The sequence below is a fragment of the Paenarthrobacter sp. E2MeOHC11 genome, assembly GCF_058744955.1.
This window is the reverse complement of record NZ_CP196673.1, coordinates 1,592,181-1,603,632: the sequence shown is the minus strand read 5'-3', so window position 1 is coordinate 1,603,632 and position 11,452 is coordinate 1,592,181. Positions and strand designations below refer to the sequence as shown.

The following is an 11,452-nucleotide window of genomic DNA, read 5'->3' as shown; positions in this document are numbered from 1 at the left end:
GGGCTCCTTGACGATCTAGCGGACCTCGAGGTCCTCCAGGGATTTGCCCTTGGTGTCCGAAGACAGCAGGGTGGCTACCGCCGAGACAAGGCAGATTCCCAGTGTGGTCAGGCCGATGACCATGGGGATGTTCGCTGATCCCGGGGGAGCGATCGCTGTGAAAAGGCTCGGGAAGAACGACGCGATCATGAGGCCGATGTTTTGTGAGACCGCGAAGCCCGTCACCCGCATCCGCATGGGGAACTGCTCCTGGAAGAAGGTGGCAAAGGTGGCGTTCCACATCTGGAAGAGGATGCCTTGCACGATCACAACGCAGATGAACACCAACGGCAGGCTTCGCTGTTCGATCGCCCAGAGGTACCCCACGGTCAGCAGTCCGCCGGAGATTCCACCGGCCACCATGAGGGCACGCCGGCCGATCCGGTCGGACAGGGCGCCGAACAACGGGATGGTGGCTACCGCGGCCACGTTGGCAGCCATGGTGACCCAAAGGAACTCGCTGCTGGAGAAGCCGATGCCGTAGCCCTTCTGGGTGGCGAAGGAGACGCCGAAGATGAGGGTGGCCATGCCGATGACGTTGGTGAAGGTCATGAGGATGCACCGGACCAGGACCCAGGGGTGGGTGCGCAGGAGGTCGACCAAGGGGAACCTGCGCTTGGCGGTGGCGTCCTCGGACTGTGCCAGGTAGGCGGGCGGCTCCTGTACTCGGCGGCGGATGACGTACCCGGCGATGATCACGACTGCGCTGAGCAGGAAGGGCAGGCGCCAGCCCCATGAGTGGAACTGTTCTTCCGGGAGGAGGGCGGCGAGTGGAATCAGGACGGCTGTGGCGAGGATGGAGCCCACCTGCGTGCCTTGCAGGCTGAAGCTGGCAAAGAAGCCGCGCTTGGAATCGGGGGAGTGCTCCACGATCATCGCGCTGGCGCCGCCCAGTTCGCCGGCGACCGCGAAACCCTGGACCAGGCGGAGGATTACCAGGAGGACGGGCGCAAGAAGTCCCACTTGGCCGTAGGTGGGCAGGAGCCCCACGGCAAAGGTGGCGAAGCCCATGAGGAGCATCGCGAACACGAGCACCTTTTTGCGGCCGTGCCGGTCACCGTAGGCACCCAGGACGACGGCACCGAGCGGGCGGGAAACATAGCCCACCGCGTAGGTGGCCAGCGAGGCGATAATGCCGACGGTGGGATTCTCGGTGGGGAAGAAGATAGTGGGGAAAAGCAGGGTCGCTGCCAGTGAGTACAGGGCGAAGTCGTAGTACTCCAGCGCACTTCCGATCCAGCCGCTCATCGCGGCTTTCCTGGGATCCTTGTGGCCGGTGGCTTCGCTCTGGGTGGAGGGGAGATCCCTCCCGTGCATGACGCTCATTGCGGCTGAACTCCTATGTCGTCGTTGGCAAGGAACAAGAGCTCTTCCCATCCAAGACTGAACAATGCGGTGCTCATTCAGCGTGAGGAAGGTTACATCTTGAATCGATTCACAAATCATAAGTCGTGACCTGCGCTACGTCAACGCGCGGCGGATCCTTTATCACTCCACCGATGTCAATGGTTCGGACGCGCTGGTTTCGGGTCTGGTCATCGCACCCGCTGCTCCGGCTGCGTTAGGGGGCATGCCGTGGAAGACTGGACGCATGTCTCCCCGTCCCATGAAACCGCGCCCCCAGTCCGACGCCGTTGAAAGCGACGGGCCCAAACCGGCGGCCAACGCACGTCGCCACCTCGCCATGAGGCTCGACGACGCGTGGCTGGGTTTCCAGACCCGCATTGCCATCCGGCGTGGCCGGGTAGAGACAGTAATTCCCTATACGGGCTACGGTTCCACGTCCTGGGTCCGGGTTCTCGCCCGGGTTGTACGGAGCGATCCCCGGGACGCTGCGGGCCACGCCAAGCCGTTGCAGGAAAGCATGCGCGGCTGGCGAAACTTCACGAGTGCCCCCGTGGCCAACGCCGCAGTGAAAGTCGCTATCGACGGCACCGTTCATGACGTCGTCGCAGACCGCGGCGGAGTGGTGGATGCTCGGATCCCGGTAGCCCTCGACGCCGGGTGGCACGCCATCACACTGCAGTCCGGTGAGTCCCGGGTAGTGGAGGCGCCCGTACGGATTGTCGCGGACGACGCAGACTTCGGCGTCGTATCCGACATCGACGACACCGTCATGGTCACTGCCCTGCCCCGTCCGTTCCTGGCCGCCTGGAACACGTTCGTCCTTAACGAGCACGCGAGGACGCCCACCCCCGGGATGGCCGTGCTGTACGAACGGATTGCCCGGACAGCCCCCTCAGCTCCCGTGTTGTACCTGTCCACGGGAGCATGGAACGTGGCACCCACGCTGTCACGGTTCCTGTCGCGCAATTTGTATCCTGCGGGCCCCAAGCTCCTGACCGACTGGGGCCCCACCCCTGACCGCTGGTTCCGCAGCGGCCAGGAGCACAAGAGGAACTCCCTGGAGCGCCTCGCCGAAGAGTTCCCGCACGTCAAATGGCTGCTGGTGGGCGACGACGGGCAACATGACGAAGCCATCTATTCCGAATTCGCCCAGCAGCATCCCGAAAACGTCAGGGCAATCGCGATCCGCCAACTCTCGGCCGGCGAAGCCGTACTCGCCGGTGGCCGTTCCAAGTCCGGGGGCCAGCCCACTCCTGGCGTCCCGTGGATCTACGCCCCGGACGGTGCCGGGATGTCCGCGCAGCTCGAGGAGTTGGGGATTATCCGGTGACGTCGATGAACACAGGGTTCGCGTAGAACCAGGTGTCCGTCCACGGATCGGCGTCGCCGAGGTTGTCACCGTGGCGGATGGGGCCTGCCGGATCCACGGACGCGCCGTAGTATCCGGCCCTGCGGTCTGTACATTTGTCTATTCAGCAAACAGCTTTTCGCTGAATGTAGTGCCTCTTCCTGCAGGTCCCTTCCCTACGGTGGAACCAGATGCTTCGCACATCGATCCGCCGTCAGAAATGAGAATGCAGTGACTGAAATCAACCAACTCCACGTCGTCCCGCACTGGATCGGTGGCGCCGAGTCGCCGTCGGCCGGGGATCGCACGGCCCCTGTCTTCGATCCGGCCCTCGGCCGGGAAACCAAGCTGGTCAACCTCGGGAACGCGGAAGACATCGAGTCGGCCATCTCTTCGGCCCACAAGGCATTCCCGGCCTGGCGCGATATGTCCATCACCAAGCGACAGCAAATCATCTTCCGCTTCCGGGAGCTGCTGAATGAGCGCAAGGGCGAACTCGCCGGCATCATCACCTCCGAGCACGGCAAGGTGGTCTCCGACGCCCTCGGTGAAATCACCCGCGGCCAGGAAGTCGTGGAACTGGCCACCGGCTTCCCGCACCTCATCAAGGGTGAGCATTCAGAAAATGTCTCCACCGGCGTCGACGTTTACTCCACCAAGGCCCCGCTGGGCGTTGTGGGGATCATCAGCCCGTTCAACTTCCCGGCCATGGTGCCGCTGTGGTTCCTGCCGATCGCCATCGCCGCCGGCAACACCGTGGTGTTGAAGCCGAGCGAAAAGGACCCGACGGCGGCCAACTGGCTCGCTGCCCTGTTCACCGAGGCCGGGCTTCCTGATGGTGTCTTCAATGTGCTGCACGGCGACAAGGAAGCAGTGGATGGGCTTCTGGAGCACCCGGACGTCAAAGCGATTTCCTTTGTCGGTTCCACCCCGATTGCCCAGTACATCTACGAGACCGCTGCCCGCAACGGCAAGCGCGTCCAGGCGCTGGGCGGGGCGAAGAACCACATGCTGGTCCTGCCCGACGCCGACCTCGAGTTGACTGCCGACGCCGCCATCAACGCCGGCTTCGGTTCCGCCGGTGAACGCTGCATGGCCATCAGCGTGGTGGTCGCCGTCGAACCGGTCGCCGACGCGCTGATCGGGAAGATCACCGACCGCATGTCCACCCTGAAGATCGGCGATGGCCGACGCAACTGCGATATGGGCCCGCTTGTCACCCGCCAGCACCGCGACAAGGTGGCGTCCTACATTGACGTCGCCATCGAGGACGGCGCCAAGGTCGTGGTGGACGGCCGCGGCATCGAGGTGGACGGGGACCAGAACGGTTTCTGGCTTGGCCCGACGCTCATCGACGACGTCCCGGTCACCTCCCGGGTGTACACCGAGGAAATCTTCGGCCCCGTGCTGGCCGTGATCCGCGTGAAGAGCTACGAAGAGGGCCTGCACCTGATCAACTCCGGCGCCTTCGGCAACGGCACGGCGATCTTCACGAACGACGGCGGCGCCGCCCGCCGCTTCCAGACCGAGGTCGAGGTGGGCATGGTGGGCATCAACGTGCCGATCCCCGTGCCCGTGGCCTACTACTCCTTCGGCGGCTTCAAGGACTCCATCTTCGGCAGCTCCAAGGCCTACGGCCTGCAGGGCTTCCAGTTCTTCACCCGCGAGAAGGCCATCACGTCACGTTGGCTCGACCCCAGCCACGGCGGCATCAACCTGGGCTTCCCGCAAAACTAACGAAGGGTGAGAGCGCGTCCGTATTTTGTGGCCGGGAGGTGAGAGCGCGTCTGACCTGATGGACGCCCTCTCACCTTTCGCCCGGTTTGGGCTAACGCTCTTCCAGGAACTCGACGGCGGCGAACAGTTCCAGCCTGTCGCGCAGGCTGTCGAGGTTGAGTCCCAGGACGGTGCCCGCAGCATCGATGCGGTTCCTGAGAGTGTGCCGGTGAACCCCCAACTGCCGTGCTGTCCGGTCCCAGGCGCAGTTGTTCGCCAGCCACGCAGTGACCGTCGGCAACAGTTGGGTCTGCTCCGATTCATCATGCTTGGCCAACGGCTCAATCAGGCGCCGAGCAACTGACCCAGCCTCTTCCCGGTGCAGCAGGCCCAGCATCCCGCCTTGCGAAATCTCATCGAAGGCCACCAGCGGGCGGGAGAGTTCCGATGCCCGTTGCAATGATCGCCCGGCTTCCTTCAATGCCTTGTCGAGGTGGCCGAAGTCCGTTTCCCCGGAAGAGCCCGCGGTTGCGCCGTACCTTTCCAGGAGGACAGTGACCTTTTGCTGGAGGGCTGGCCCGGCCAGCACCACGATGTTCTCGTTCCGCTGGGCGTAGAAGACGGCACCGCGGTGGTCGTCCGACAACAACTCCAGCGCTTCCAAGAGGTTCTGTCCCTGCCCGGGAGGCTGCGCCAAGGTCACCACCAAGGGGTTCGCAGGCAGCCGGCCCCAGACCTGCCGGGCCGTGCGCTCAGCAACATCCGTGCTTCCCGCCAGCAATTGCTCGAAAACGCCTGCACGCAGGTGGCGGCGTGCCGTATCCAGGTTTCGCGTCTGCTCCAGTGCAAGGCTTGCCAAAGCAATCACGCTGTTGATGATGTCCGTGCGGGCCGGGTCCAGGGGTTCGATGGCGCCCAGGACCAAGACTCCGCGCAAATGGTGCCTGCGGCCCAGCGTCTGCAGGGTGATCTGCTCGCCGTCGACCGTCAGTTGCGACACAGAACGCGATCCTTGGTCGAGGGATTTCCGCACGGCTTCTTCCACTCCAGGCATCAGGGCAGAGGGCACGGGACGGTTGTTGGGCATCAGGATGTGGTTTCCTGCGGCGTCGAACAGGGCTACCCAGCCATGCAGTTGCCGTTCGAGTTCGGCCAATATGGATCGCAGTCCGTCGGGACGAAGGGCGGCCCGCGCGATGGCCCGTTGGGCTTGGAGCGACCACTCAGACCGCGCGTTCTGTTCCCTCGCCAACCAGTCCGCAACGAACCGTATGACAGCGATGAAGGGAGTCCTGTCGGGGACCTCGAGCAAGGGCAACCCTTGGGTCCGGCATGCCTCAACCAGCCCTGCCGGCAGTGCACCGTGGATCACTTGAGTGGCAAAACCGAGACCGCTGATCCCGTGTTTGACCAACCGCTCCACGTAATCGCTGTAAAGGGAAACAGGGGCATCGCCGACAGGAAATTGCGTTCCATCCGTCAGGAGCAGTTGCCCGGCGTCGAGGAACGGGGTGGGGTCGTCAAGGTCCGAACTATGGACCCAGGACACCGAAGCATCCGCCGCAGGATCTGCGGCCTCCGGGGTCACCAGCCTCAGGTTCAGCGAGCCCTTGTGGAGGATCGTGTTGATAGTTGGCGGCATGCTCAAGCGCTCCTTGGAAAAACGTAGTTCCACACCCCGCTAACTATACAAATGTCGAGAGATACATCTCCTCCCAAAAGCTCATGATGAAAGGGAAGCCCCCGCCCTTTCGAGAGGACCCTCCAATGTCTCCCACCCGGACCGCCCTGGCAGTTTCCACGTCAAATGCCGAGGTTGCTGCCTTGGACACGGCCAATGTCTTCCACTCGTGGTCAGCACAGAAGTCCTTGAAGCCCCTGGCTATCGCCGGTGGTTCCGGCAGCACGGTCTGGGACCACGAAGGCAGGACGTACCTGGACTTCTCCAGCCAGCTGGTCAACACCAACATCGGCCACCAGCACCCGCGCCTGATCGAGGCCATCAAACAGCAGCTGGACACCCTCACCACGGTTGCACCCTCGCATGCCAACCACACCCGCGCCCTGGCAGCCCGGAAGGTCCTGTCCCACGCGCCGTCGAATATGGACAAGGTGTTCTTCACCAACGGCGGCGCTGACGCCAACGAGAACGCCATCCGCATGGCCCGCCTGCACACCGGGCGGGACAAAGTCATCTCCCGTTACCGCTCGTACCACGGCAACACCGGTGCAGCCATCGTGGCCACCGGTGACTGGCGCCGCATCCCCAACGAATACTCCCGCGGACACGTCCACGTCTTTGGGCCGTACCTTTATCGCTCCGAGTTCTGGGCCGAAACCCCGGAACAGGAAGCGGAGCGCGCCCTGCAGCACCTGCGCCGCACCATCGAACTCGAAGGGCCGCAATCAGTGGCCGCTGTGCTCCTCGAAACCGTTCCCGGCACCGCCGGCATCCTGCTCCCGCCGCCCGGCTACCTGGAAGGCGTCCGCGCACTCTGCGATCAGCACGGAATCGTCCTGATCCTGGACGAGGTCATGGCCGGCTTCGGCCGCACCGGCGACTGGTTCGCCCTGGACGCCTTCAACGTCAAGCCCGATCTCATCACCTTCGCCAAAGGAGTCAACTCGGGCTACGTGCCGGTGGGCGGCGTCATCATCTCCGAAGAAATCTCGGCCACCTTCGACGAAAGGGTCTTCCCCGGAGGCCTCACCTACTCCGGCCACCCACTTGCCGCTGCCTCCATCGTGGCCTCGATTGAGGCGTTCGAAGAAGAGAACATCATCGGGAACGCCGCACGCATCGGCGCCGACCACTTGGAGCCCGGCCTGAAGGTCCTCGCTGCCAAGCACGGTGTCATCGGTGAAGTGCGCGGACGCGGCGTGTTCTGGGCCCTCGAACTCGTCGAAGACCGCGAAACCCGCACGCCCGTTACTGCAGGGTTCATGGGCAAGCTCAAAGCGGAACTGCTCAACCGCGGACTGTTGCCCTTCATCGCCGACAACCGCGTGCACGTGGTGCCTCCCGCCGTCGTGACCCCCGAAGAAGTGCGCCAGGCACTGGCGATTTACGACGACGCCCTGACCGCCGTTAGTTGACAGGAAAGTGCCGATGACTTTGTAGCCCGAGACCCACCACAGCCCCAACTGAGCAGTTTCGGAGAAGCATCCAGCCTGCCGGCACCGTAGCTTTGGGATATCCGCAAGATATCCAGCAGAGAAGAGGGGCCTGCCATGGCTGAGACCGGAACGACCAACAAGACCAAGTCCTACGACGGCTTTACGGAGGAAGAGCGCGCCGCAATGAAGGAGCGCGCTCAGGAGCTGAAGAAGGCTCCGCGCAAGAAGGCGTCCAAGGCAGACGGTGAAGCCGACGTGATGGCAAAGATCGCCGAAATGCCCGAGGCGGACAAGGTCATGGCCGAACGGCTCCACGCAATCGTCAAGGAACACGCGCCGGAACTGACGCCCAAGACCTGGTACGGGATGCCGGCCTACGCCAGGGACGGGAAGAACATCGTCTTCTTCCAGAGCTCACACAAGTTCAAAGCACGGTACGCCACGCTCGGCTTCGAAGAAAACGCCAAGCTCGACGACGGCGCCATGTGGCCCACGTCGTTTGCCCTCAAGGAGATTACTCCGGAGGTCGAAACGAAGATCGTCGAACTCATCAAGCGGGCCATCGCCTGACGGTCTGAAATCCGCGACGGCGGCTGGTCGCCCACACGGGCGACCAGCCGCCGTCGTTGACTCTCAAAGGAGGTCAGTAGGTGGGATCTGGGTTCGGGTGCGGCGGAACGGGCCCAGGATCGGGCGCCGGTGACGGGCCAGGTGTTGGGTTGGGGCTTGGAATGGGACTGGGCGGAAACGGTGTGGTGGGGTCCGGTGGTGGCGCCACGGGTCCGGGATCCGGTGGGAATGGCTCGGGCTCGTGAGTTGGCGGAAGGGTCATGGTCTCTCCTTTGCGTCCTCAGGTAGATACCCGCAGCCTACGCGCCGTCGGCACGAAGGTGAACGCATCAGGCGATTTTAGGTCAAATGACCTAGAATCAAGTTTATGAACGATCTCCTTGAACTCGATCCCTCCGGCCCTGTGCTGATCGCAGGCGGCTACGGCACAGTCGGAACTGCCCTCACCCAACTCGCCGCGAAGGAGTGGCCCCTACTTCTGACCGGGAGGAATCCAGACCGGGGAAGCAGCCTCGCCAGCGAAAGAGTTGCCGTCCGTCGGTGGGACCTCAACCAGCCGGAACCCTTCAAAGCCAACGTCAGGGCCGTCATCAGCACGGTCAACGACCCCGACGACAGGGTGCTCCGCGCGGCAGTCCAGGCCGGGATTCCATATGTTGACGTCACCCGCTGGACCAGCCGTGTCACCCGGGCCCTGACCCTGGCAACCCTCATGCAGCCGGAAGGTCCCGTGCTGTTGAGCTCGGGCTGGATGGGAGGAATTACCAACATCGTGGCAGCGGCATTGGCTGAGGACGTGGGAGGCGCTGACCAGATCGACGTCGCCATCCGCTATGACACCAACGACCAAGCCGGCGCCGACTCTGTCGACTTTATCGACCGGCTGGGACTGGACTTTGAAGTACGCAAAGGCGGTAAGGCCGCCGTCGTACGTCCCCTCAGTGACACCCGCTGGGTGGACATTGCCGGCCACCGCACCAAAGTCGCCCGCCTGGACACCCCTGAGCAGTTCACCTTGCCGCTGACTATCGGCGCCGGCTCGGTGGCCACGAGGATTGGCTTCAGTTCCAACACCTCCACGACGGCGTTGCTCGCCGCGAGGACGATAGGGCTGTTCCGCTGGGGGAGCGGAGAACGGTGGGAACCGCTCCGGCGGTCCCTTTTGTACTCGCCGGGATCGGGCGGAACCGCGCACCTTCGTGTGGATGTGGAGGGGCCGGGCGGCACCAGAACTGCCGTCATTTCGGATCCCCAGGGACAGGCGCACCTGACCGCGTTGGGTGGTTTGTTGGGACTCCACTCGGTGCTTGGCGCCGGGGCACAGGCAGGAGTCTTGTTCCCTGAATCGGTGCCGGAACCGGCCTCGCAGCTCGCGAAACTGGAATCGTGGGGTGTGACAATATTGAGGTCATGACCGAAAGCAAGGGCGCCCTGCGGAAGGCGGCGCTCCTTGACGCTGCGGAGGAAGTGCTGGTCACCAAGGGGAACGCAAACGCGGCAATGCGGGACTTCGCCGCCGCTGCAGGTGTGCGGATAGGGCACCTGCAGCACTACTTCCCAACCCGGGCCGACCTCATCCGTTCCGTCCTTGAACGGACACTCGAGCGCTCGCTGCGGAGGCTCGAGGAAACGGCCGGGTTTGAGCTCGGTGCCGAGTCTTCCGGCCAACTTTCCCAGAACGATTCCCACCGCCTGCTCACCGGGCTGCTCCAGGAACATTCGGGCCTGGCAGACGTCAGGATGCACCTGGAAATCTGGGCCATGGCTGCCTCCGACGAGTCAGCGGCCGGTGCCGTGAGGGCGTTCTATTCACAGTACTCGGCGCGTGTGCAAGGCGTGGTCCGGCGTGGCAGGCCGGACCTTACCGAGCCCGAAACAAGCGACGTTGCCGCCGCGATAGTGAGCCTCTTCGAAGGCGCTGCCGTCACACGGTCCGACATCGCAGGACTGCGAACTGAACAAGGCGACCAAACCATCATTCGCACGGCACAGTGGTTGATCCACGGACAGGAAGCTTCTCGGTGACTCAGGTGATGCCCACCCCCGCCCAACTCCGGTGGCAACAGTTGGAATTCGGCGCGTTCATCCACTTCGGCATCAACACCTTCGCCGGTAAGGAATGGAGCGACGGCACCATCCCGGCCTCCACCTTCAACCCCTCAGAGCTCGACGCCGGAAGCTGGGTTCGCGTGGCCAAGGAAGCGGGTGCCAGGTACTTGGTCCTCACTGCCAAGCACCATGATGGCTTCTGTCTCTGGCCGACGACCACCTCTGACTACTCCGTCGCTTCCTCGCCGTGGCGCGGTGGCAAGGGCGACGTGGTTCGCGACGTCGCCCAGGCCTGCGCTGAACAGGGGATAGGACTGGGACTTTACCTGTCACCCTGGGACCGGAACGCCGACTGCTACAGCGATTCCGCAGCCTATGACGACTTCTACCTCCAGCAGCTCACGGAACTGTGCACGGGCTATGGTCCGCTCATGGAGCTGTGGTTCGACGGCGCGGGTTCGGTGGGCCGGGAGTACGACTGGGACAGGATCATTGCGGTAGTTAAGGAACACCAGCCTGAGGCCATGATTTTCAACATGGGCCAGCCGACCATCCGCTGGGTGGGCAACGAGAACGGCCTGGCGTTGGATCCCGTGAACTACGTGGTGGACCGCACGTCCGATACCCAATACACGGACTCCAGCTCGGGGCTCGGAACTGCGCACTACTTACCACCCGAATGCGACGTTTCCATCCGTCGTGGCTGGTTCTGGCACCCGGACGATGAAGCAAAATCCACTGAGCACCTGCTCGCGATCTACTACCAATCTGTGGGAATGGGGGCCAACCTTTTGTTGAACCTGCCTCCGGACACCCGCGGGTTGATTCCAGACGAGGACATGCGACGGCTCCGGGAATGGACGGCGGAGTTGGACCGTCGGCTCTCCGGCGCGGTTGAGGCAACCGTGGAACATCACGACGGCGGAGCGACCTTGAGCTTCCCGGCTGCGGTCACCTTCAATCACCTTGAGCTCGTGGAGGACCTGAGTTCGGGGCAGCGGATCACGCACCACGTTGTTTCCGGAGATGATTCAAAGCTTGTTGAGGGAAAGACGGTCGGTAACCGACGCATCCACCAGCTGCCCGTTGTCACCGCAAAAAGGTTGCACGTGAAACTGAGCGGTGAAGGTGGCAGCATGGCATCGGCGCGGGTCTACACCGGGGCCCTCGATGCTGCAGTGCCAGCGATTCCCGAGGGCTACGAGGCTCCCACGGACGCGCCGGACTGACGTCTGCAGGGCCCGGGCGGGCCGGCACTGCCAGCCG

Annotated in this window: 9 protein-coding genes; 7 read left to right on the top strand and 2 right to left on the bottom strand. The window is 63.6% G+C overall.

What is annotated here, in order from left to right:
* Nucleotides 1-15: 15 nt before the first annotated feature.
* Entirely contained in the window at nucleotides 16-1,365 is a 1,350-nt protein-coding gene (locus ACSSVG_RS07305; protein ID WP_231340306.1) for an MFS transporter, read from the bottom strand.
* Nucleotides 1,366-1,630: 265 nt separating this feature from the next.
* Here ACSSVG_RS07305 and ACSSVG_RS07300 point away from each other — a divergent pair, with 265 nt between their 5' ends.
* Together ACSSVG_RS07300 and ACSSVG_RS07295 are read left to right on the top strand one after the other, a co-directional pair.
* On the top strand, nucleotides 1,631-2,716 hold the full coding sequence (locus tag ACSSVG_RS07300; protein ID WP_492418156.1) for an App1 family protein phosphatidate phosphatase: 1,086 nt from the start codon (nucleotides 1,631-1,633) through the stop codon (nucleotides 2,714-2,716).
* Nucleotides 2,717-2,965: 249 nt separating this feature from the next.
* Nucleotides 2,966-4,471: a CoA-acylating methylmalonate-semialdehyde dehydrogenase gene (locus ACSSVG_RS07295; RefSeq protein ID WP_231340308.1), complete on the top strand. Its 1,506-nt coding sequence runs from the start codon at nucleotides 2,966-2,968 to the stop codon at nucleotides 4,469-4,471.
* A gap of 91 nt (nucleotides 4,472-4,562) precedes the next feature.
* Here ACSSVG_RS07295 and ACSSVG_RS07290 read toward each other — a convergent pair whose 3' ends face one another.
* Nucleotides 4,563-6,092 (bottom strand): PucR family transcriptional regulator, encoded by a 1,530-nt coding sequence (locus ACSSVG_RS07290; protein ID WP_492418155.1) that lies wholly within the window; start codon nucleotides 6,090-6,092, stop codon nucleotides 4,563-4,565.
* 125 nt (nucleotides 6,093-6,217) lie between these two features.
* Here ACSSVG_RS07290 and ACSSVG_RS07285 point away from each other — a divergent pair, with 125 nt between their 5' ends.
* From ACSSVG_RS07285 to ACSSVG_RS07265, 5 genes are all read left to right on the top strand, one after another.
* The gene (locus ACSSVG_RS07285) at nucleotides 6,218-7,546 is read left to right on the top strand and encodes an aspartate aminotransferase family protein (RefSeq protein WP_253466100.1); all 1,329 of its coding nucleotides are present in this window, start codon (nucleotides 6,218-6,220) and stop codon (nucleotides 7,544-7,546) included.
* 135 nt (nucleotides 7,547-7,681) lie between these two features.
* Nucleotides 7,682-8,137, top strand: a complete 456-nt coding sequence (locus tag ACSSVG_RS07280) for an iron chaperone (RefSeq protein WP_492418154.1) — start codon at nucleotides 7,682-7,684, stop codon at nucleotides 8,135-8,137.
* A 367-nt stretch (nucleotides 8,138-8,504) separates the two neighbouring features.
* Entirely contained in the window at nucleotides 8,505-9,551 is a 1,047-nt protein-coding gene (locus ACSSVG_RS07275) for a saccharopine dehydrogenase family protein (protein ID WP_492418153.1), read from the top strand.
* Nucleotides 9,548-10,162: a TetR family transcriptional regulator gene (locus ACSSVG_RS07270; protein ID WP_492418151.1), complete on the top strand. Its 615-nt coding sequence runs from the start codon at nucleotides 9,548-9,550 to the stop codon at nucleotides 10,160-10,162. Before ACSSVG_RS07275 ends, ACSSVG_RS07270 begins: the two co-directional genes overlap by 4 nt.
* Nucleotides 10,159-11,415 carry an alpha-L-fucosidase gene (locus tag ACSSVG_RS07265; protein WP_492418149.1) on the top strand — a complete coding sequence of 419 codons (1,257 nt, stop codon included), beginning with the start codon at nucleotides 10,159-10,161 and terminating at the stop codon, nucleotides 11,413-11,415. Before ACSSVG_RS07270 ends, ACSSVG_RS07265 begins: the two co-directional genes overlap by 4 nt.
* Nucleotides 11,416-11,452: the final 37 nt, after the last annotated feature.

Bases quoted from the DNA above. Each gene is read 5' to 3' on its own strand.
- ACSSVG_RS07305 (WP_231340306.1), bottom strand. From the start codon at position 1,365: ATGAGCGTCATGCACGGGAGGGATCTCCCCTCCACCCAGAGCGAAGCC.
- ACSSVG_RS07300 (WP_492418156.1), top strand. From the start codon at position 1,631: ATGTCTCCCCGTCCCATGAAACCGCGCCCCCAGTCCGACGCCGTTGAA.
- ACSSVG_RS07290 (WP_492418155.1), bottom strand. From the start codon at position 6,092: ATGCCGCCAACTATCAACACGATCCTCCACAAGGGCTCGCTGAACCTG.
- ACSSVG_RS07285 (WP_253466100.1), top strand. From the start codon at position 6,218: ATGTCTCCCACCCGGACCGCCCTGGCAGTTTCCACGTCAAATGCCGAG.
- ACSSVG_RS07280 (WP_492418154.1), top strand. From the start codon at position 7,682: ATGGCTGAGACCGGAACGACCAACAAGACCAAGTCCTACGACGGCTTT.
- ACSSVG_RS07275 (WP_492418153.1), top strand. From the start codon at position 8,505: ATGAACGATCTCCTTGAACTCGATCCCTCCGGCCCTGTGCTGATCGCA.
- ACSSVG_RS07270 (WP_492418151.1), top strand. From the start codon at position 9,548: ATGACCGAAAGCAAGGGCGCCCTGCGGAAGGCGGCGCTCCTTGACGCT.